The sequence below is a fragment of the Halorubrum sp. genome (genome assembly GCF_046498025.1).
Lineage (GTDB): Archaea > Halobacteriota > Halobacteria > Halobacteriales > Haloferacaceae > Halorubrum.
In genome coordinates this window covers 12,986-33,833 of sequence record NZ_JAWOBM010000018.1, presented here as the reverse complement: position 1 = coordinate 33,833, position 20,848 = coordinate 12,986, and the positions used below count along the sequence as shown (strand labels likewise).

The following is a 20,848-nucleotide window of genomic DNA, read 5'->3' as shown; positions in this document are numbered from 1 at the left end:
TCGGTGCGCGGGCTCCGCGGAAAAAAATCGACCGGCCCGTCGCGGTCCGCGAGACTCCGTCTTTTTATAAGCGCCGCGCTCACTCCCACGTATGCAGACACACATCGTGCCGGTCGGCTTCGACTACGACCGCATGATCGCCCCGCTCATCCGAGACCAGTTCGACGTCGACCGGGTGATCCTCCTGGAGGGGACGGTCGGCAGCGAGGCCAACGTGGAGTACTCGCGGAACATCGCCCGGAAGCTCGAACAGGACTTCCGGAACCTGCTCGGCGCCGAGACCGTCCGCGAGCGCCTGACCGACGTGTACGACTACGACGCCGCCTTCGAGCGCGCCTTCGACCTCATCAACGCGGAGCTCGACAGAGACGAGGTCACCGGGGGCGGCGAGGACGGCGACGCCGCGGGCGACGACGCCGCGGAGCGCGAGGTGTGGGTGAACCTCTGTTCGATGCCCCGTCCGGTGTCGTTCGCGTTCGCGACCGCGGCCCACTCGATCATGGTCGAACGGCAGGACGACCGCGACCGCATCCACACCTACTACACCGCGCCCGAGAAGTACCTCGAGACCGAGCTCGCGGAGGAGCTCCGCGCGAACCGAGACCTCCTTCGGGAGCTGGCCGAGAGCGGCGCGGTGGACGACGACCGCGTCGCCGACCGGCTCGACACGACGACGGAGCTGTTGGCGGAGTTCGACGAGCGCGGCACCACCATCGGCGCGAAGCGCATCGGCGACAGCCACGTGATCGAACTGCCCGTCGCCTCCTTCCAGAACGTCAAGCCCTTCGAGGAGCTCGTCCTGTTCACTCTGGGCGAACACGGCGAGTTCGCGTCCGTCTCCGAGCTGGCCGAGACGCTCGCGGCCGACCTCAACGAGGAGTACACCGACTCGTTCCGCTCGAAGGTGATCTACAACGTCGACCGGCTCGGCCCCGGCGGGAAGGGGTACATCGAGCAGGAGGAGCGCGGGAAGTCCTACCGGACGACGCTCTCGCGGATCGGCCAGCTCTGGGTCCGGGCGCACGCGGACGACGACCGGGAGTTGGCTCGATAGAGCGGGTGAGACATGGTCGGGGTGTTTCGACGCGCGGTCGAGTATTTATAATTCGTTACGGATCGACGGCGAACCACCCAAAGCCCCAGTCGTTCGGTTATAAACGGTTGACTGCGGATCGACGGCAAACACCTCCGAAGCCCCAGTCGCGAGGCGGACGCACGCTCGCTGCGCGCTTCGGTCGCTCGCGGTGCTCGCTCCCTGCAGTGCTTACGTCGCCTGCGCCCGCCTCGCGACTGCCCCTTCGAGTCCCACCCGACCGCACCTCGCGCCTCCCCAGCCTCGTCGCTCGCCGCAGGCGAGCGACTCCCTCGCGCGTGCCCCTCGCGGCCGCCACGGGCGGCCACTCGGAGGCACGCGCCACCGCGATTGTTTAATCCGGAACCGAGACGCTCCTCGCCGAGTGATAACCACCGTCGCCGTCGGCGGTTCGACCCCCCGTTTCTCCCGCACCTCGCGCGTTCGGCTCGCGTCTCACTTTTGAGATGGGATGCCGTGACCCTCCCGTTTTTATTCGTGGGGCGGGGACGATTATCCGATGACTCCGGCGCGGGACCCCGACGCTGACGGCGCCGACGCGGGCGCGGCGAGCGGCGCGGACGCGCTCGACCGAGACGACTTCGGCTTCGCCGAGCCGTCCACCGACCAGTCGTTCGAGAACGCGCTGGCGAAGGCCCGCGACGGCGTCCGACTGTCCGTCGACGACGCGACCGAGCTCCTCGCGACGGGCACGGACGCGGACGGGATCGACCCGGTCCGCAAAGAACGGGTGTTGGAGGCCGCCGACCGCCGCCGCCGCGAGACGGTCGGCGACGGGGTGACCTTCGTCGCCAACCTCAACAACAACGTCACGACCGCCTGCAACACGGGCTGTCTGTTCTGTAACTTCAAGGACTCCGCGCACGCGTTCGAGGCCGACAGCGACGCGGACCACGCCGGCTTCACCAAGACTCCCGCGGAGTCCCGGCGGATCGTCGAGGACGCCCTGGAGATGGGAATCTACGAGGTGTGTTCCGTCTCCGGGCTCCACCCCGCGCTGGCGCTGAACGAGGAACACCACGAGATTCTCGCCGGGTACGACGATCCCGCGAGCGCGGTGAACTACAAGCCGCCCGAGCGGTACGCCACCGACCCGGGCACCTACGTCGACCAGCTCGACGCGATGTCCGTCGGCGGGGTCCACCTCCACTCGATGACGCCCGAGGAGGCGTACCACGCCGCCCGCGGCACCGACTGGGACTACGAGACCGTCTACCGCGAACTGGCGGCCGCGGGGCTCGACTCGGCGCCCGGCACCGCCGCCGAGATCCTCGTCGACGAGGTCCGCGACGTGATCTGCCCGGGGAAGATCCGCACCGACGGCTGGGTCGAAGCCATGGAGGGCGCGACGGCGGCCGGCCTCGACGTCACCTCGACGATGATGTACGGCCACGTCGAGACGGTCGCCCACCGCGCGAAACACCTGAACGTGATCCGCGACCTCCAGGACCGCACCGGCGGCATCACCGAGTTCGTTCCGCTCTCGTTCATCCACCAGAACACGCCCCTGTACCGTCAGGGCGTCGTCGACTCCGGGCCCTCGCGCGACGAGGACGAGCTCGTGGTGGCGGTCGCGCGCCTCTTCTTGGACAACGTCGACCACGTGCAGGCCTCGTGGGTGAAGTCGGGCGACGCCCACGGCCTGAAGCTGCTCAACTGCGGGGCCGACGACTTCATGGGCACCATCCTCTCGGAGGAGATCACGAAGCGCGCGGGCGGCGAGTACGGCGAGTACCGGTCGTTCGACGACTACGTCGAGATGATCACGGCGATCGGTCGGACCCCGGTCGAGCGCTCCACCGACTACCGCACCCGCCGTCGGATCGACCCCGACGACGGCCCGCACGGCCCGCGCCTCGGCCCGCGGGCTGACGGCTCCCCGATGCTCCCCGATCGGTCGCCCGCTGACGGCGCCCCCGACGGCGAGTCGGCCGGCGCCGACGACTGACATCGCCCCCCAGGTGGCGAGTCGGCCGGCGCCCCCCTCGGTGGCGAGTCAGCTGACAGGACGACTGACGCCTCCCAGCGAGCGGGAACGGACGGAAACTCCTTTATATTCCTACCCGGTTCTATACGTAATCATGCCCGCGTCAGACGCGCCCGCCGCGGGTCCGAGCGAGGACCCGCGGCCGGAGGGTGAGGGCGACGGTCGGCACCGCGAGTTTCCGAGCGCGACGCCGGAGCTCACGCGATCCGACGAGCGCGTGCTCGCGTACCTCGAGGACGCCGGAACGGACTACCCGGCCTTCGTCGCGAGCAACACGGGACTGTACGCCGACCACGTCGAGTCGCGGCTGGACGCGCTCGAGACCGCCGGCCTCGTCGAGCGGGTCACGGGCGAGACGGTGTACCGGATCACCGACCACGGTCGCGGCGCGCTCCGCGACGACTGCGCGGTGTGGTCGGACTGAGCGCTCTCCTGTCGCGTTTATAAATAGCCGCGCCGGCGTGAGTCCCTTCTACCGGCCGAGCTCCGCGTGCGCCGAGGAGAGGTGTCTGGAGCCGAGCGCCGCGAGCAGCGAGAGCTCGCCGGCGAGGGCGCCGACCGCGACCGCCTCCGCGAGCGCGTCGCCGTTGCTCCCGGCGGGGTCGCCGCCGCCGCGGACGCCGAGCACGTCGAGCCCGGCGGCCTGCGTCGGGAGCTTCGTCCCGCCGCCGACCGTCCCCACTTCGAGGCTCGCCAGCGACACGGAGCAGTAGAGGTCGCCGTCGGGCGTCGTCTCGGCGGTCGTGATCGCGTTCGCGCCCTCCACGACCTGCGCCTCGTCCTGCCCGGTCGCGAGGAACATCGCGGCGACCGCGTTGGCGACGTGGGCGTTGAATCCGAGCCCGCCCGCCTTCGCGGAGCCGACGAGGTTCTTCCGGGTGTTGATCTCTGCGACCGCCTCGGGGGTCGTGTGGAGCCGCTCCTCGACGACCTCCCGCGGGACTTCGACGTCGGCGCTCACCGACCGGCCCCGCCCCTCGACCGCGTTGATCGCGGCGGGCTTCTTGTCCGAACAGAGGTTCCCTGAGAGCGCGACGAGCGCGGCGTCCGTCTCCGCCTCGATCACGTCGCAGGCCTCCCGCGTCGCGATGGTGGCCATGTTCATCCCCATCGCGTCTTTCGTGTCGTAGCGGAACCGCAGGAAGACGTTGTTACCGACGACGTACGGCGTCACGTCCAGCAGCTCGCCGTGGCTCGTCGTCGACTCGGCGGCCTCTCGGAGCGCCTCCTCGTTGTCGCGGACCCACGCGACGAGCGCCTCCGCCTCGGCGACGTCGGCGACGCGGAAGACGGGCGCGCGGGTCATCCCGCTCTTAGTCACCCGCGCGGTCGCCCCGCCGGCGTCGTTGACGACCGAACAGCCGCGGTTGATCGAGGCGACGAGCGCGCCCTCCGTGGTCGCCAGCGGGAGGTACCGCTCGCCGTCCAGCGCGCCGCCGTCGACCGAGACGGGTCCGGCGACGCCCAGCGGCACCTGCACGGCGCCGACCATGTTCTCGATGTTCGAGCCGTGCGCGTCGGCGGCGTCGAACGCGTACTCACCCAGAATCTCGACGTCGGCGTCCGTCGCCTCGCTCACGAGGCGGCGGCGGGCCGCCGCGGCGACGTCGGCGTCGGCGTGTTCTTCGAGCTCGTGGAAGCGGACCTCGTCGTCGCGGACGCGCTCCGCGAGCGACGCGGGGGTTGCGTCGGTCATGTCCGCGTCTCCTCGCGGCGCGTGCTAATGGTTGTCGATTCCGAGAGGGAGCCCGACCCGGTCAGCGGCCGACGAACCCGGAGAGTCGCTCGCGGAGCGTCTCGTCGCCGAGCTTGAGGTAGTAGGCGTCGCCGCCGTCCTCGTAGTAGTTGTCGATGCGGCGGACGACCTCGAACCCGAGGTGCTCGTAGAATCCGAGCGCTCGCTCGTTCGTCGTGCGGGCGTGGCAGGTGACCGACCGGTGGTCGGCGGCGACGTCGGCGACGAGCCGCTCCGCGTGGCCGCGCCCTCGGTGATCGGGGTGAACGGCGAGAAAGAGGATGTACCCGTCGCGGCGGACCGAGGCGAACGCGACGAGCGCGTCGTTCTCGACCAGGAGGTGCGTCGTGGAGCGCCGGTAGGCGTCGGTGAAGAAGCCGCGGCGCTGTCGGAGGACCCCCTCCTCCGTCCGGATGCGCTCCTTGAGGTCCCACGCCGCGGCGGCGTAGTCGGATTCCCCGGGGGAGTCCGTCCGTTTTTCCACGTTGACGCTCACTGCGAGGAGATAACACGCCAGCGGAATATAACTCCACCGCCACCGGGCAGGGTTGCGGTCGGAGCGCCCGGGACGGGGGGCGCTCCGACCACGCCAGACGACGGAAGCGTTTTGGTCGGGTCGGTCGTGGTGTCGACAATGGCCGCCGCCTCGTCGCCGGAGCGGGGACGCCTCAGACGGGGAATTCTGCCCGGACTCGCCGCCGAACGCGCCACGACCGGCGGGGGGGTCGTTCCGTGAGCTTCGAGCTCCGCGACCACACCGCCGACGTCGCGGTCGAGGCGACCGCGCCCACTCTCGCCGCGCTGTTCGAGTCGGTCGCCGACGGGCTCACAGCCGCGAGCTGCGAGACGGTCCCCGAGACGGGGGAGCGCTTCTCGCTGTCCGTCCGCGCCGAGAGCCGCGAGGCGCTGCTGTTCGACTACCTCGACCAGCTGATCTACGAGCGCGACGTGCGACTCGTGCTCCCGGCCGCCCACCGGTGCGTGGTCTCGGGACCGGACGAGTCGGCGACGGCCGGCGGGCGGGGCGACCCGGCGGCGGCGGACGAGTCGGCGGCGGTGGACGAGTCGGCGGCGGCGGACGACCCGGACGACTCGGCGACGGCGGACGACGCCGACGAGTGGACCGTCGACGCGACGGCTCGCGGGGTCCCGCTCGGCGACGTCGCGGCCCGCGAGATCAAGGCCGTTACCTACTCGGAGATGACCCTGGAACGCCGCGACGGCGGGTGGTACGCGTACGTCGTATTCGACGTCTGAGACGCGACAGAAGCCCGATCACGGCCGGTCCGTGAAAACGGTTATCCGTGTCAAGTTCATTGTTACCGTATGTCACAGATAGGAGACGCAGCGGCGACCGACCGGCACTGGCGCTCGGGCGCGCTCGGCGGCCTCGTCGCCGGTGTCGCGATGGGCGTCGTGCTGCACGGCGCGTTAGGGCTCATGCCGACGATCGGCGCGCTCGTCGGCGTCGAAACGGTCCTCGCCGGGTGGGCGGTCCACCTGTTCAACAGCACCCTCTTCGGGGTCCTGTTCGTCGCGGTGTTCGACCGCGCCTTCTTCGACGACCTGCGAGCGGACGTGGGGGGCTGTCTCTCGCTCGGCGTCCTCCACTCGGCGCTGCTCGGGATGATCACGGGCGGGCTGCTGCTGCCCACCGCCATCGCGCTCGAGGGCGCGACGTCGCTGCCGATCCCGACGCTCCCGGTTCCCGGGCTCACCGCGGGCTTCGAGTTCGGCGCGATCATCGCCGTCGCGCACCTGATCTACGGGCTCGTCCTGGGGCGCGTCTTCGCCGCGTTCACGCTCGCCGAGGGGGCGGTCGGCTGGCTGCCGTTCGATCCGGTCGACCGGTAGGGGTCGCGGCGGACCGCCGTTTCCGCCCCGTCCCTCGCGCCCGCCTCTCGCAACGCCCTTGCCCACCCGCGCCGAACGACGGGGTATGACCACGCGCGAGTTCGACGGGATCCGACTGGAGAGGGTGCGCGACTACGTGTGGGAGATCCCCCGCGAGGGCGACATGAACGTCGCCGCGCGGGTCCTCGCCAGCGAAGCGCTGCTGGAGGAGATCGGCGAGGACGACTCGCTCCAGCAGCTGAAGAACGCGACTCACCTCCCGGGCATGGTCGAGCCCGCCCTCTGCATGCCCGACGGCCACCAGGGGTACGGCTTCCCCGTCGGGGGCGTCGGCGCGATCGACGCCCGAACCGGCTGTATCTCGCCCGGAGCGGTCGGCTACGACATTAATTGTGGAGTAAGAATGGTGAAAACAAATCTCACCTACGACGACGTGCGCGGCCGCGAGTCCGAGCTCGTCGACGCCCTCTTCGAGGCGGTTCCCTCCGGGCTCGGCGGCGGCGGGGTGATCGAGGGCGACGCCGACGCGATCGAGGGCGCCCTAGAGCGCGGCGTCGAGTGGGCCGTCGAGCGGGGGTACGGGATCGAGAGCGACCTCGCGCGCTGCGAGGACGAGGGGCGACGGCCGGACGCGCGACCGGAGTACGTCTCCCAGAAGGCGACCGACCGCGGCCGCAACCAGATGGGGTCGCTGGGCTCGGGCAACCACTTCCTCGAGGTCCAGCGCGTCACCGACGTGTTCTTACGGGACGTCGCCGAGGCGTACGGGCTCGAGGAAGACGGAATCGTCGTCCTGATCCACTGCGGGAGCCGCGGGCTCGGCCACCAGACCTGCAACGATTACCTGCGGCGGATCGAGCGGGAGCACGGCGACCTCCTCGCCGGGCTGCCCGACAAGGAGCTCGCGGCCGCGCCCGCCGGCTCGGAGCTCGCCGAGGAGTACTACGGCGCGATGGGCGCGTGCATCAACTTCGCGTGGGTGAACCGCCAGCTGATCACCCACCAGGCCCGCCTGACGTTTGGCGAGGTGTTCGACGCCGACCCGATCGACGACCTCGGGATGGAGCTGCTGTACGACGTGGCACACAACATCGCCAAGAAGGAGACCCACGAGGTCGACGTCGACGCGGACGGCCTTCCCGCAGTCGGCGACGAGGCCGTCGACCGTGCGGAACGAGAGCTGTACGTCCACCGAAAGGGCGCCACGCGCGCGTTCCCCGCGGGCCACGAGGACGTGCCCGCGACCTACCGCGACGTCGGCCAGCCCGTCATCATCCCCGGGAGCATGGGCGCCGGATCCTACGTGCTCCGGGGCGGCGCGGAGTCCATGTCGGTGTCGTTCGGCTCCACCGCCCACGGCGCCGGTCGGCTGATGAGCCGGACGCGGGCGAAACAGGAGTTCTGGGGCGGCGACGTGCAGGACGACCTCGAATCGGGCCAGCGGATCTACGTGAAGGCGCAGTCGGGCGCGACCATCGCCGAGGAGGCGCCCGGCGTCTACAAGGACATCGACGAGGTGATCCGCGTCAGCGACGAGCTGGGCATCGGCGACAAGGTCGCGCGGACGTTCCCCGTCTGCAACATCAAGGGATAGCGACGGTCCCGCTCCCCGCCGAGCTCTTCTCCCCCCGAGCCCTTCCCCTGCCGAGACTTCCCCCCGTCGGGCCCCTCTCACACCGAGGGCTTATATCGGATGCCGCGGCCACGTCGCACCGAGATGAGCGACCACTCGCGGACCGGCGGTTCGGTCGAAGCGGTCTCCAGACGATCCGTGCTCGGCGGCGTCGCCGCCGTCACCGGCGGCGGCCTCGTCGGCCTCGGCGGCCTCGCCGCGTCGAGCGAACCGGCGGCCGCGGTCGAGGGCGACCCCGCCGCCTTCGAGGCGGGCGACGCGCCGACCGTCACCAGCAACGACGGTCGGATCGAGTCCGTCTACCTCTCGCCCGCCCTCGACGTGTCGTGGACCGACTTCTCCGACGGCGTCGAGCGCGTGACTCTGGTGCTCGCCGTCGGAAACGACGCCGGCGTCGACGAGGTGTACCGGGAGACGCTGACCGCGTCCGACCCGCGCGCGACGCCCGGCGACGTCGCGGCCGTGGGGAGCGTCGACGACGCGGAACCGGACGGGGCGGCGCCCGACTTCGACGCGGTCGACGGCGGCCTCGCGGTCCGGTTCGAGCGCGCCGACGCGACCGCCGGCGGCGACGCGGTGACGAGCGAGTCGCTCGGCGACCCGGACCTCTCCGGCGGCGAGACCGCGACGACGACCCTCGACGTCGTGTTCCGCGCGGACGTCGCCGGCGGCGGCGACGAGGCGACCGTCGTGCGGACGACGACCGTCGACGTCACCGTCGAGAACCCCGCCGGCGACGCGGGAGCGGGCGGCGAGGTCGGCGTGGACGCGGCGTGACGAGCGTACCGGCTGCCGTCAAGACACCGCCGCCGGTCAGCGCTCTCGCTTCGCCTCCCGGCCGAGCTCCTCCTCGACGGCTTCCACCTTCCGGTCGGCGCTCGTGTCCGCGGTCCGCTTGTCGTCGATCTTGAGCACCGTCGAGACGCGGTCGCCGTCGACGGCCTCGTGGGCGGCCGCGGCGGCGGCGAACACCGTCTGAGCGTCGTCGGCCTCGATCACCGTGCCCATCGGGTTCGTCTCGTAGCTCACGTCGAACTCGTCGAGCGCGGCGACGGCCTTCGCGACCTCGCCAGCCATGCTCCCCTCGATCACCGGTGCGACGCTCAACAGCGCGACTGTGGTCATGGCCGCGGATCCGCGCCGCTGGTACTTAAATCAGGTCGGAGGGGTGTGCATCACCGGTCGAGGGCGTCCACTCGCCCGGCGTCCGTTCCCGGTCGAGGGCGTCCCGCAGGAACGACAGCTGGTGGCCGACCGCCGGCTCGAAGTCCTCTCCGAACGGCGAGAAGTGGTCCGCGGGCATGGTGACGACGGTCCCGCGGGACAGCGTTTCGCCCGCGTCAACGACCGACTCGGTGTCGACGACGGGGTCGTCGGTCCCCGCCAACAGCAGAGTCGGCGCCCGGATCTCGTCGAGCCGCCCGACGGGTCGGTAGTTCGCCACCCGAAGCAGCGACCGCGCCGCGGTCTCGTTGCGCCACGTCGACTCGCGGTCCACCAGATCGAGGTACTTCCGCTTCGTCCCCGGCTCCGTGATCGCCGCGATCTCCTCGGTCCCGCCGACGATAGGCACGGTTCGCCCGCGACCGAGCCGGTGCCCGATCAGGTCCCGGAGCCCGGCGGCTCCCGAGCGTACGAGGTACTTCACCCCCCGACGCCGGGCGATCGATCGCCCGTCGAGCATCGGGACCGCGCCGATCACGGCGTCGACGTCGCCGCGGTCGGCGCCGAGCGTGAGGACGTGTGCCGCCGACAGCGACGCGCCCCAGAGCACCAGCTCGCGGCCGATGGCATCGACGCGACGGACGCGGTCGATCGCGGCCGCGTAATCGGCGCGCTGGCTCTCGGGGTGGATCGCCTGCGAGTCGCCGTCGGAGGCGCCGAACTCGCGGTAGTCGAACAGGAACGCCGCGTAGCCGGCGTCGGCGAACCGCTCCGCGACCGCCGGGTAGCCGAAGCTCCGCTCCGCGCCGAGTCCCGGCGCCATCACGATCACCGGCGGGTCGTCGCCGTCGCCGCCCGGCAGGTAGAGGGTGCCGCGACAGGTGTCGCCGTCGACCTCGAACGCGAGCGCGCGGGTGGCGAACCGCTCGCGCGGCGGTCGGTCGAGGCGTCGCTGCGCGCGGTTCACCGGGTTCCGCCGGGTCACGATTGTCCCTCTGACTCCGCGGGTTCGTCGGCGTGCGACAGCGTCTCGAGGACGCGCGTCGAGAACTCCGCCTCCGAGATCTCGTACGTCATCAGCGCTTCGAACCACTCCGGCTCGGCGTGCCACGTCCCGAGGACGTCGCCGGGAGACCGCACGACCGTCGCCTCGACCCGGACCGGGTCCCACTCGTCCGCCTCGGCGCGGTCGATGAGCGTGTTGAGGGCGCGTCCGATCTCGCCGTGGTGCACTTCGCGGCCGGGGAACGCCGTCATGTACGTCAGCTCGAGGGGGTCGCCCCCGTCGATCTCCTCGACGCTGATCCCGTAGCTGCGGAGCGCAGACTCCACGTCGGCCGTCTGCTCGTCGCCGGTCATACGGGACGGTCGACCGGGCGGGATAAATCGCTACCGGCGCGACCGCCGCTCGCGACTGGAGAGTGGGACACGCCTTCGAAAGCCGCGGACGGGGAGTAGCCGCCGTGACGGCGGCTGTCGTCGGAGTTGTCAGAGGCACACGATGTTCCCGCGCGGCCGTCTAGTGATATTCGGGGAAATCATATAAACGCTCGGGAGGCGGCGGTTCGACCCGACCGCAGGCGTGTCAAGCCGTCCCGTACCACCCTCGCGACCGGGCATCCTTTATCCCTGTCGCAGGACTGGATCGGGTATGCTCCGGGGCGCGATATCCGCGCTGTCGCGGTCAACCGACAGCGTCGGTGTGCTCGTCGTCGGCGGCCTTCTGACGCTGCTGACGTGGGTCGTGACACCGGTCTGGGTCGTCGGCGTCCTCGCGTTTCCGCCGCTCCTCGTTCTCCTGCCGCTCGCGCTCGCGCCGGCCTTCGTAGCCCGTGGCTACCTGGTCCGCGTCGTCGCCGGCGGCGGCGCGACCGGGAATCGCGCCGGCGTGCCCTCGTTCGTCGCGTGGAACGAGCTGTACCGCGACGGCCTGAAGTCCGCCCTGCTGAGCGCGCTGCTCCTCGCTCCCTTGGCGGTGCTTCTCGCGGTCGTCGCCGCCGTCGGCACCGCTGCCGGGGCCGGTCTCGTCGGTATCGGACCGGCGCTCGGGGCCGTCGAGCGCGCGCTCGGTCCCGACGGCGTCCCGGCCGTCCTCGGCGCGGGCGGCGGGCTCCTGGCCGTCGTCGCCGCGGCGTACCTCCTCGCGTTCGCGTACGTGAGGCCCGCGGCGCTCGCCGCGTTCGCCGCGTCCGGACGGCTCCGCGACGGGCTCCGGCCGGGGCGAGTCGCCGCCGTCGCCGGTTCGGGCGCGTACGCGACCGCCTGGGCCGTCGCGATCGCGACGCTCGGCGCGGGGTACGCGCTCGCCGCGCCTCTCGTCCCGCTCGTCGTCGGCGTTGCGATCGTCTTCGTCGCTCGGGTCGTCGCGCACGCCCTGTACGGTCACGGCGCCGCGGGCGCGGTCGAGTTCGGCACCGCGGAGCCGGTCGCTTCGCCGACGGGGGTCGCGGCGCCCGACTCGCCCTCTGATCGCGCCGACCAGCCGTCCGGCCGCGCAGCACCGGTTTCGGACCGTCTCTCTCCGTCGCCCGACCGGCCCGACGGCGGGTTCCGACGCTCGATACCGGAGCCTCCGGCGGCGGTACAGACGGGCCGGACGGTTCCGATCGGCCACGACGCCGGCGACGCGAACGCCGGCGGCGCGAACGCCAGCGACCCCGCCGGCTTCCGGTGGGACGTCGACGTCGAGGCCGGCGGGGACGACGACCGAGCGACGCCGACTGACGACGACTTCGAGTGGGGCGCCGGCGACGACCCGGAAAACAAGAGTTGATACGAGCGCGGGCGAACGGTCGGGTATGCGCATCTCCGACCGGGGCTACGGCGAGGAGGGCCGCGAGCGGCTCACCCTCGTCCCCGAGAACGTCGACGACCTCTGGCACCTCGCGCACGTCCTCGAACCCGGGGACCTCGTCGAGGGGGACACGACCCGCCGGATCCAGCGGAACGACGACCAGATGCGGGACACCGGCGGTCAGCGCGAACACCTGTTCGTCACGCTGGAGGTCGGCGACGTCGAGTTCGCTCGGTTCGCCAACCGGCTCCGCGTCTCGGGCGTGATCGTCGGCTGCTCCCGCGAGGACCAGCTCAACGCCCACCACACGCTGAACGTGGAGGAGCACGACGAGATCACGGTGGAGAAACACTTCAAGCCGGACCAGACCGAGCGGCTGGAGGAGGCGACGGAGGCCGCCGAGAACCCCGACGTGGCCATCGCGACCGTCGAAGAGGGGGCCGCCTACGTCCACACGGTCCAGCAGTACGGCACCGAGGAGTACGCCTCGTTCACGAAGCCGACGGGGAAAGGCGAGTACTCGCGCCCCCGCGAGGAGCTGTTCGCCGAGCTCGGCGAGGCGCTCGCGCACCTCGACGCCGACGCCGTGATCCTCGCCGGCCCGGGGTTCACCAAGGCCGACGCGCTCGACTACATACAGGAGGAGTACCGCGACCTGGCCGACCGGATCAGCACGGTCGACACCTCCGCCGCCGGCGACCGCGGGGTCCACGAGGTCCTGAAGCGCGGCGCGGTCGACGAGGTGCAGAAGGAGACGCGGATCGCGAAGGAGGCGACCCTCATCGACGACCTCACCGCCGAGATTGCGCAGGGCGCGAAGGCGACGTACGGCCCCGAGGACGTGGCCGAGGCGGCCGAGTTCGGCGCGATCGAGACGCTGCTCGTGGTCGACGACCGGCTCCGCACGGAGCGGCAGGGCGACGGCGACTGGTCGATCGACGTCAACGAGGTGATCGAGTCGGTCGAGCGGCAGGGCGGCGACGTGGTCGTCTTCTCCTCGGAGTTCGACCCCGGCCAGCAGCTCTCCAACCTCGGCGGCATCGCCGCGATCCTGCGGTATCGGTTACAGTAGGAGATCGGCCGGTTCTGTCCGTCCGATTCTCGAATGTCGATCCGAGCGGTCGTCCCCGGAAGTCGAGCAGAGAGACGCAGGAGGAGCAGTTCGACACGACGGTGAGACCATCTCCTCCGTCTGAGTTCGCACGCGACGTCGAACCGGGGAGTTTAGGGGTGCGGTTTCCCCCCCGGTATCGCTCACCAACCGGACTTCTCCGGACCCGAGCCGATCGGCGGCGTCACGTCACGCGTCGGCGTCACGTCACGCGTCGGCGTCACGTCACGCGCCGCGATCACCGCTCTCGTCGCCCGTCTTTCGGGTTGGCCCGTGTTCTCCCGTCAGTATTCGGGCCGCTGAGCCCGGATGATATCCCCCAGTTGTTGTTGCTCGTCGGCCAGCAGTTCGGTCAGGTCATCGGCGGTGATGATTCCGACGAGCGTCTCGCCCTCACAGACTGGCAGCCGCCGGACGCCGTGTTCGGCCATCAGGCTTGTCGCCTCGTAGAACCCCGCGGCGGCCTCGATCGTACAGAGATCGGTGGTCATCACGTCTTCGGCGGTCAGCGTGGCCGGGTCGGCTTCCGCTCCGAGGACGCGAACGGTCAGGTCCCTGTCCGTGACGATCCCGACGGGCGCCTCGTCGCTCGTGATCACGACGCTTCCGACGCTCTCCTCGTCCATGGTCGCCGCGAGTTCGACCACGGGCGTCTCGGGATCGGCAGTGACGGTGTCGCTCCGTGCAAGGTCTTCGATGGGCATGGGAAATCCCTCCACCAGCACGTACGCAGACGAGTAACTTCAAATACATCATGATTCTTAACTTCCAAGAACAGCGGTGGCTCGGGCAGCTCACCTCTCGGAGACTCACTTCCCGGTCAGCGCCTCGCTCGCGGGCGCGACGTCGATCGTCGTCCCCCGTCCCGCCTCGCTCGCCCGCTCGTAGAGCATGTGCGCGGCCGCGACCGTCTCGATGCCGGTCCCGCCGGAGTCGAACACGGTCACCTCGTCGTCGCTCGTCCGGCCCGGATGCTCGCCGGCGACGACCGCCCCCAAATCGGCGGCGACGTGGTCCTCGTCGACGAGCCCGGCCTCGACTGCCGCCAGGAACGAGCCCGCGTCCTGCGTGGCCCGCTCGCGGATGTCGGGGACGTAGGTCGCTCGGGCGATCAACTCGGGCGGGAGCTCGTTCTTCTTCGGGTGGTACTGCCCCATCGACGTGACGTGGGTGCCGGGCTCGACGTCCGCGTCGTCGATCACGGGGTCGCTCGCGTTCGTCGCCGTGACCACTACGTCGGCGCCGGCAACCGCCTCGCTCGCGCTCGCGACCGCCGAGACCTCGGCGTCGATTCGCTCGGCGAACTCGTCCGCGAACGCCTCGCGGTGCTCGGCGGTCGGCGAGAAGACGCGGACCGCCTCGAACTCCCGCACGGTCGCGATCGTCGCGAGCTGGCCGCGGGCCTGCGCCCCGCTCCCGATCACGGCGACCTCCGTCGCGTCCTCGCGGGCGAGCGCGTCGACCGCGGTCGCCCCCGCCGCGCCGGTCTTGAACGGGTTCATCGAGGCGCCGTCGAGCAGCGCGAGCGGCTCGCCCGACTCGGCGTCGAACAGCGGCGTCATGAACCAGGCGTCGCCCGCGCCGAAGCCGGCCGAGTAAGTGTACCCGCCCATTCCGCCCGTCTCGGGTAGTATCGCGGTGTAGGAGGTCAACATGCCCGGCGGGTCGCGGTTGTACAGCTTCGTCCGGGGCTTCGCGGGCGCGCCCTCGCCGATCTGGCGGTACGCGTCGCGGACGGCGGCGACGTAGTCCGCCGGCTCGGCGAGGTCGTCGACGTCGGTACTGGAGAGGAACAGCGTTTCCGTCATACCCGCCCTCTCGGGTGCAAGGGATTAAACGGTGTAGGGAAGCGGAACCCTCGACCACTCCTGACAGCGCCGGAGCGGGTACCGGTTCAGTCGGACGCCTCGCCGGAGTGTGACCGTCCGGAGGTACGGTGGCCCGACCGTCCGGTTAACCGGCCCGGGCGAACGCGCGTGCTCTCGCTGACCGAGTCGGCGACTGGGTTTCGGACGAACAGCGCGTGGACCATGACGGCCCCCCGCGACGACGGCGCCCCCGGGAAGCGCGGCCGTCAACGACAGCCCGACCAGGTTCAGGAAGGCGGTCACACCGATCAACGCGGCCGGGATGAGCCCGAGAACGTAGTCGTAGTACCCGGTCATGTTCCGGTTGAATGTATTACAATACCACTATTAAATCTTTCTCAGAGTTCGACGTGATACCTCAGATAATCACTTCAAATGATTTCATAAGTTATGGAGAGGTATTCGCCGCTCACGGTGGCGGCCCGACCTGCCGGCGATCAGCGGAACGCGCTCCGGACTAGCGGTGAGAAGCGGGCGCGAGACCGGTAAAAAAAGGCCGTCGAGGCGTCGAGAATTCCAGGCGTCGGAGCGTCGGTTCGTCGAGGCGGCTCCCTACCGGAGCTTGAAGTACAGCGCCCGCCAGCCGCCGAGTACGACCGTTCCGGTCACGAGCATGACGACGACGAACGCGGGCGCGGCACCGCCCCTGAAGACGAACGCGCGCAGCGCCAGTCCGACGAGCGCGGCCGGGATCCACGACCGGATCACGAGCGGGACCGACGACTTCGCGGTCTCGACGGCGCCGGCCGAGTACGCGCCCACGATCGGCGCGACCAGCGCCCACGCGATCAGGAACGGCGCGTACACCTCCAGCAGGTACAGCGGGTTCGACGACAGGAACTCGACCGTGGTGTGGCGGAGCGTGCCGGCGGTCAACAGGACGATCAACGCGATCAGGTCGCCGATCGCGAGGGGGACGGCGCCGCGGTCGAGGCGGGTTGCGAGGAACGACGAGTCGGCCATGTCGACGTTTCGGAGCCCCCCCTACTTTGTACGCACGGATCCGTCCGGCGGTCGGGACGCCGCCCGTCGGTGCGCCGTCACTCGTACAGCGGATGCTCCTCGCAGAGCTCGACGACGCGCTCGCCGACCTCGTAGATGACGTCGTCGCTGTCGACGTCGTCGACGACGCGGTAGATGAGGTCGCCGACCTCCTCGATCGCCGCCTCGTCGAAGCCGCGGGTCGTGAGCGCGGCGGTCCCCGCCCGGATCCCGGAGGGGTTGAACGGCGAGCGCGTCTCGCCCGGCACGGTGTTCCCGTTGAGCACGATGTTCGCGGCCGCGAGCGCGTCCTCGGCGTCGCCGCCCGGCAGGTCCGGGTGCGAGTCGCGGAGGTCGACCAGCACGAGGTGGTTGTCGGTGCCGCCGGACACCAACGAGAACCCGTGGTCGGTCAGCGTCTCGGCGAGGACCTCGGCGTTGTCGACGACCTGCCGCGCGTAGTCCTCGAACTCGGGCTCGAGCGCCTCCTTGAACCCGACCGCCTTGCCGGCGACGTTGTGCATGAGCGGACCGCCCTGCCCGCCGGGGAACACCGCCTTGTCGATGTCGTCGGCGAACTCCTCGTCGCACATCACGATCCCGCCGCGGCCGGCGCGGATCGTCTTGTGCGTCGAGCCGGTGACGAAGTCCGCGACGCCGACCGGCGAGGGGTGGACGCCGGCCGCGACGAGCCCGGTGATGTGCGCGATGTCGGCGAGGTGATAGGCGTCGACCGCGTCCGCCGCGGCCTGGATCTCCTCCCAGTCGACGGACCGCGGGTACGCCGAGTAGCCGGAGACGATGATGTCCGGCTCGAACTCCTCGGCCGTCTCCCGGAGCCCCTCGTAGTCGATGTACCCCGTCTCGGGGTCGACCTCGTACTGCTCGACCTCGTAGATCTGCCCGGTGAAGTTCGCGGGGTGGCCGTGCGAGAGGTGGCCGCCGTGGTTCAGCTCCAGCGACAGGATCTTATCGCCCGGGTCGAGCGTCGCGTAGTACACCGCCTGGTTCGCCTGCGTCCCGGAGTGCGGCTGGACGTTGACGTGTTCGGCCCCCCACAGCTCCGTGGCTCGCTCGATCGCGAGCTCCTCGACCTCGTCGGCGTACTCGCAGCCGGCGTAGTATCGGGCGCCCGGGTAGCCTTCGGCGTACTTGTTCGTGAGGACGCTCCCCTGCGCCTCCAGCACCGCCTCGCTGACGTGGTTCTCGCTGGCGATCATCGCGAGCGTCTGCTCCTGCCTGTCGCGCTCCCCGGCCAGCGCGTCGGCGACCGCCGGATCGACCTCCCGGACGTGCTCGTTGTCCATATTCGAATGCGGGTGCGATCGCGCATTAATCCTTCCGTCACGGCGTCGGTCTCCCGTCCGTCACGGCGTCGGTCTCCCGTCCGTCACGACCCCACACCCTCTGAGACTCGCCCCCGGTGGATCCCTCCCCGGCGACGCAGCCGGGGGTGTGGCGTCGCCTCCGCGCTCGCCGAGGGTCCTCGTACGCCCCGTTCGTTACTGATCTGTGAATCGTTCGTTTTCACGCGTTTCGAGGCCTGAAGCGCCGTTGTTCACTCCCTTAATCCCGTTAATATTAAATAGATATCTGGCTTTTATCCGAGAAGATAAATGGTGTCGAATTTACTGGAGACAGACGTCGAGAACGTCCTCGACACGGCGTTTGGCGGCGACGACGAGGAGCTCCTCGTCGTCGACCCGTCCGCGGAGACGATCGTATCGCTCGTGGAGGCGGCGACCGGCCGCGACGACCTGCCCAAACTGTCGATGCTGGCGGCCGAACGCACGCTGAAGGAGATCACGGACGATTTCCTCGTCGCGTCGAAGGCGGCCGACCTCATCGCCGACGGGTCGCTCGGGCTCCGCGTGCTCTCGGCCGAGGTGGACAACGCGCTGTTCGTCTCCCCCTCGCGGGTCGTCGTCCTCGTGAGCGCGGGCGAGCACGTCGCCGCGCTCTCGACCGAGGAGGTGGAGTTCGTCGACGAGGTGTTCGCGACGCACCGCGACGCCTTCGAGACGGCCGAGGAGTACGGGCTCCGGACCCCGGCGCTCAGCCGCGTCCGCGAGACGATGGCGGCCGAGATCGGCGAGGACACCCGCGACGACTTCGACGCCGTGCTCGCCTCGATGGAGTCGTCGGACGCCGCGCTCGACGAAGTGACCGTCTCGCTGCTCGTCGCCGCGAAGAACGACGTGCTCCTCTACGACATCTCGAAGTGGGGCGAGGACGTCGGCATCGCCTCGAAGGCGACGTTCTCCCGGACGAAGACCCGGCTCGAGGACCTCGGGATCCTCGACACGGAGAAGGTCCCGATCGACGTCGGTCGACCGCGCCTCCGACTGAAGCTCGGCGACGAGCGCCTCCAGGGCGTCGACGCCGACGAGCTCGCCGCGGTGGCGAGCGACCTGATGGCCTGAGCGAGGACCCGGTTCGATACGTCCGTCTCTCCGACACGCTCTCACCGAGACGCCTCTACCCGCGGCTTTTTTTCGCTCCTTCGCGTCGGACGGGGCATGGACATCGGACTTGTCGGCGAGGGCCCCGCGGTCGACGCCGTCGCGACCGCGCTCGGCGACGTCGACGTGAACGTGATGCCCGTGGAGCCGGGGCTGCTGGATGGCTTCGACCTCGCGGTCGTCGTCGACACCGTCGGGTCAGGGGCGTTCGCGGCCGCGAACGACGCGCTCGATCGGTGGGTCGGGATCGAGGTCGGCGGCCTCGGCGGCGTCCCGCTCGCGGACGTGGACGCCGCGGTGACCGTCTTCGACGAGAGCTGCCACGACTGCCTCCGTGCTCGCGTCGCCAGTGGCGGAGCGGAGCCGGCGGACGCCCCGAGAGGCCGGCGGTCGGCGGTGCGCTTCGCCGGCGCGCTCGCCGGGCGCCGCGTCATCCGGCTGCTCGCGGGCGACCCGGTCGCCGACACGGTCGTCGAGGTGCCGGGCGCCGAACGGACCCTTCTCCCGGTCCCCGGCTGCGGCTGCGGCGACGACCCGGGCGACGCGCTGCCGCGGGAGCACGCTGAGCGCTCGCTCGACGAGTCGATCGACCGCGCCGAGCGAGCGGTCGACCCGCGGATCGGCGCGCTCTCGGAGGTCGGCGAGGGGGAGTCGTTCCCGGTGCCGTACTACGTCGCGCGCGTCGCCGACACCACGCCCTTCTCCGACGCGCGGGCCGCCGAGTTCGGCGGCGGCGTCGACGCCAGCTGGGACGCCGCGTTCATGAAGGCGCTCGGCGAGGGGTTAGAGCGGTACGCGGCGGGCGTCTACCGCGAGGCGTCGTTCACGCGCGCGCCGGCCGCGAACGTCGAGAACCCGGTGCCGCCGGACGCGTTCGTGCGACCCGACGACGCCGAGACCTACGACCGCGACGACCGGCTCGCGTGGGTGACCGGCGAGGACCTCGCGACCGGCGAACCGGCGAGTCTCCCGGCCGAGTTCGTTCACTTCCCGCCGCCGGAGCGCCGGTACCGCCCCGCGATCACGACCGGGCTCGGGCTCGGCAACTCCGGGCCGGAGGCCGTCCTCTCGGGGCTGTACGAGGCGGTCGAGCGCGACGCGACGATGACGAGCTGGTACTCGACGACGGAGCCGCTCGGGCTGGAGGTGGCGGACCCGGTCGTCGACGAGCTGGAGAAGCGCGCGCGGGCCGAGTCGCTCTCGGTGACGCCGCTGCTCGTGACGACCGACGTCGACGTGCCCGTCGTCGCCGTCGGCGTCCACCGCGAGGGCGACTGGCCGCGGTTCGCCGCCGGGTCGGGCGCCGACCTCGACCCGGTCGCGGCGGCCCGGAGCGCGCTCGCGGAGGCGCTTCAGAACTGGACGGAGCTCCGGTCGATGGGGCCCGAGGCGGCCGCGGAGGAGGGCGCCGCGATCGGCCACCACGCCGACTTCCCCGACGAGACGCGGGCGTTCTTCGACCCGGACGCGAGCGTCGCCGCCGACGCGCTCGGCGAGCCGGACCTGACGGGGGCCGCCGAGCTGGACGCCGTCGTCGGGCGCGTCGAGACGGTCGGGCTGGAGCCGTACGTCGCCCGGACGACGACCAGAGACCTCGCCGGGATGGGCTTCGAGGCGGTCCGGGTCTTGGTCCCGGACGCCCAGCCGCTGTTCACGGGCGAGCCGTTCTTCGGCGACCGCGCCCGCGACGTGCCGCGGTCGATGGGGTTCGAGCCCGACCTGGAGAAGGAGTACCACCCGTTCCCGTAGCCGGCCTATTTAAGTCGTTCCCGGTCGCCCGCTCTCCCATGGACGTCGTATCCGACGCGGACGTCGAGGCGGTGGAGGCGGTCGACGACGTGTTTCTCACGCAGGGCGCGGTCGGCGAGGAGACCAGCATTCAGCGGTTCGTCCTCGAGCCAGGCGCCGCGGTCCCCGAACACGACCACCCGCACGAGCAGGTCGGCGTCGTTACCGAGGGGGCGATCACCTTCGTCGTCGACGGCGAGGAGCTGGTCCTCGAGGCCGGCGACACCTACGTCATCCCCGGCGGCGAGCCGCACGCCGCGCGCAACGACGGCGACGAGACGGTCGTGGGGTACGACATCTTCTCGCCGCCGCGCGCGAACCCGGACTGGCAGGAGTGAGCGGCGACTGAGTACTTATAAACAGACGGTGAAGCGGCGG

General features: G+C 70.8%; 21 protein-coding genes and 1 pseudogene. 12 read left to right on the top strand and 10 right to left on the bottom strand.

Annotated elements, in window-relative coordinates; all coding sequences use genetic code 11:
• Nucleotides 1–91 precede the first annotated feature (91 nt).
• The 3 genes from R6U01_RS04785 to R6U01_RS04775 all read left to right on the top strand — a co-directional run bounded on the left by R6U01_RS04785 (nt 92) and on the right by R6U01_RS04775 (nt 3,504).
• Nucleotides 92–1,054: a DUF6293 family protein gene (locus R6U01_RS04785; RefSeq protein WP_410285317.1), complete on the top strand. Its 963-nt coding sequence runs from the start codon at nt 92–94 to the stop codon at nt 1,052–1,054.
• 538 nt (nt 1,055–1,592) lie between these two features.
• Nucleotides 1,593–3,041: a 7,8-didemethyl-8-hydroxy-5-deazariboflavin synthase subunit CofH gene (cofH, locus tag R6U01_RS04780; protein ID WP_410285316.1), complete on the top strand. Its 1,449-nt coding sequence runs from the start codon at nt 1,593–1,595 to the stop codon at nt 3,039–3,041.
• 133 nt (nt 3,042–3,174) lie between these two features.
• Nucleotides 3,175–3,504: a DUF2250 domain-containing protein gene (locus R6U01_RS04775; RefSeq protein ID WP_410285315.1), complete on the top strand. Its 330-nt coding sequence runs from the start codon at nt 3,175–3,177 to the stop codon at nt 3,502–3,504.
• A 48-nt stretch (nt 3,505–3,552) separates the two neighbouring features.
• Here the strand turns inward: R6U01_RS04775 and hmgA are convergent, their stop codons facing one another.
• Complete coding sequence (gene hmgA / locus R6U01_RS04770) at nt 3,553–4,776, bottom strand: hydroxymethylglutaryl-CoA reductase (NADPH) (protein WP_410285314.1); 1,224 nt, start codon at nt 4,774–4,776, stop codon at nt 3,553–3,555.
• Between the two features lie 61 nt (nt 4,777–4,837).
• The gene (locus tag R6U01_RS04765; RefSeq protein ID WP_410285313.1) at nt 4,838–5,311 is read right to left on the bottom strand and encodes a GNAT family N-acetyltransferase; all 474 of its coding nucleotides are present in this window, start codon (nt 5,309–5,311) and stop codon (nt 4,838–4,840) included.
• Nucleotides 5,312–5,547: 236 nt separating this feature from the next.
• Here R6U01_RS04765 and R6U01_RS04760 point away from each other — a divergent pair, with 236 nt between their 5' ends.
• The 4 genes from R6U01_RS04760 to R6U01_RS04745 all read left to right on the top strand — a co-directional run bounded on the left by R6U01_RS04760 (nt 5,548) and on the right by R6U01_RS04745 (nt 9,079).
• Entirely contained in the window at nt 5,548–6,072 is a 525-nt protein-coding gene (locus R6U01_RS04760; RefSeq protein ID WP_410285312.1) for an archease, read from the top strand.
• Nucleotides 6,073–6,141: 69 nt separating this feature from the next.
• Nucleotides 6,142–6,669 (top strand): hypothetical protein, encoded by a 528-nt coding sequence (locus tag R6U01_RS04755; RefSeq protein WP_410285311.1) that lies wholly within the window; start codon nt 6,142–6,144, stop codon nt 6,667–6,669.
• 85 nt (nt 6,670–6,754) lie between these two features.
• Nucleotides 6,755–8,263, top strand: a complete 1,509-nt coding sequence (locus tag R6U01_RS04750; protein ID WP_410285310.1) for an RtcB family protein — start codon at nt 6,755–6,757, stop codon at nt 8,261–8,263.
• Between the two features lie 123 nt (nt 8,264–8,386).
• Nucleotides 8,387–9,079, top strand: a complete 693-nt coding sequence (locus R6U01_RS04745; RefSeq protein ID WP_410285309.1) for a hypothetical protein — start codon at nt 8,387–8,389, stop codon at nt 9,077–9,079.
• 36 nt (nt 9,080–9,115) lie between these two features.
• Here R6U01_RS04745 and R6U01_RS04740 read toward each other — a convergent pair whose 3' ends face one another.
• The 3 genes from R6U01_RS04740 to R6U01_RS04730 are packed head-to-tail and all read right to left on the bottom strand — an operon-like array spanning nt 9,116 to nt 10,825.
• Complete coding sequence (locus R6U01_RS04740) at nt 9,116–9,427, bottom strand: MTH1187 family thiamine-binding protein (RefSeq protein ID WP_410285308.1); 312 nt, start codon at nt 9,425–9,427, stop codon at nt 9,116–9,118.
• Between the two features lie 25 nt (nt 9,428–9,452).
• On the bottom strand, nt 9,453–10,451 hold the full coding sequence (locus tag R6U01_RS04735) for an alpha/beta hydrolase (RefSeq protein ID WP_410285307.1): 999 nt from the start codon (nt 10,449–10,451) through the stop codon (nt 9,453–9,455).
• The gene (locus R6U01_RS04730) at nt 10,448–10,825 is read right to left on the bottom strand and encodes a hypothetical protein (protein WP_410285306.1); all 378 of its coding nucleotides are present in this window, start codon (nt 10,823–10,825) and stop codon (nt 10,448–10,450) included. The genes R6U01_RS04735 and R6U01_RS04730 overlap by 4 nt, the downstream gene beginning before the upstream one ends.
• A 292-nt stretch (nt 10,826–11,117) precedes the next feature.
• Between R6U01_RS04730 and R6U01_RS04725 the strand changes: the two genes are divergently transcribed.
• The gene (locus R6U01_RS04725) at nt 11,118–12,239 is read left to right on the top strand and encodes a DUF4013 domain-containing protein (protein ID WP_410285305.1); all 1,122 of its coding nucleotides are present in this window, start codon (nt 11,118–11,120) and stop codon (nt 12,237–12,239) included.
• Nucleotides 12,240–12,264: 25 nt separating this feature from the next.
• Nucleotides 12,265–13,332, top strand: coding sequence for an mRNA surveillance protein pelota (locus R6U01_RS04720; RefSeq protein ID WP_410285304.1), 1,068 nt, complete (start codon nt 12,265–12,267; stop codon nt 13,330–13,332).
• A 323-nt stretch (nt 13,333–13,655) separates the two neighbouring features.
• On the opposite strand, the gene R6U01_RS04715 is transcribed toward R6U01_RS04720, so the two are convergent.
• The 5 genes and pseudogenes from R6U01_RS04715 to glyA form a co-directional block, all read right to left on the bottom strand.
• Nucleotides 13,656–14,075, bottom strand: a complete 420-nt coding sequence (locus tag R6U01_RS04715; protein ID WP_410285303.1) for a CBS domain-containing protein — start codon at nt 14,073–14,075, stop codon at nt 13,656–13,658.
• 105 nt (nt 14,076–14,180) lie between these two features.
• Nucleotides 14,181–15,179 (bottom strand): ornithine cyclodeaminase family protein, encoded by a 999-nt coding sequence (locus R6U01_RS04710; protein WP_410285302.1) that lies wholly within the window; start codon nt 15,177–15,179, stop codon nt 14,181–14,183.
• 86 nt (nt 15,180–15,265) lie between these two features.
• Nucleotides 15,266–15,536, bottom strand: a pseudogene (locus R6U01_RS04705) (hypothetical protein).
• 255 nt (nt 15,537–15,791) lie between these two features.
• A complete protein-coding gene (locus tag R6U01_RS04700; RefSeq protein ID WP_410285301.1) occupies nt 15,792–16,202 on the bottom strand; it encodes a DUF3054 domain-containing protein in 411 nt (136 codons plus the stop codon).
• Nucleotides 16,203–16,279: 77 nt separating this feature from the next.
• On the bottom strand, nt 16,280–17,527 hold the full coding sequence (glyA, locus tag R6U01_RS04695; protein WP_410285300.1) for a serine hydroxymethyltransferase: 1,248 nt from the start codon (nt 17,525–17,527) through the stop codon (nt 16,280–16,282).
• A gap of 309 nt (nt 17,528–17,836) precedes the next feature.
• Between glyA and tbsP the strand changes: the two genes are divergently transcribed.
• The 3 genes from tbsP to R6U01_RS04680 all read left to right on the top strand — a co-directional run bounded on the left by tbsP (nt 17,837) and on the right by R6U01_RS04680 (nt 20,808).
• Nucleotides 17,837–18,643 (top strand): transcriptional regulator TbsP, encoded by an 807-nt coding sequence (gene tbsP, locus R6U01_RS04690; protein ID WP_410285299.1) that lies wholly within the window; start codon nt 17,837–17,839, stop codon nt 18,641–18,643.
• 96 nt (nt 18,644–18,739) lie between these two features.
• Nucleotides 18,740–20,431 carry a YcaO-like family protein gene (locus R6U01_RS04685; RefSeq protein ID WP_410285298.1) on the top strand — a complete coding sequence of 564 codons (1,692 nt, stop codon included), beginning with the start codon at nt 18,740–18,742 and terminating at the stop codon, nt 20,429–20,431.
• Between the two features lie 38 nt (nt 20,432–20,469).
• Nucleotides 20,470–20,808 (top strand): cupin domain-containing protein, encoded by a 339-nt coding sequence (locus R6U01_RS04680; RefSeq protein WP_410285297.1) that lies wholly within the window; start codon nt 20,470–20,472, stop codon nt 20,806–20,808.
• Nucleotides 20,809–20,848: the final 40 nt, after the last annotated feature.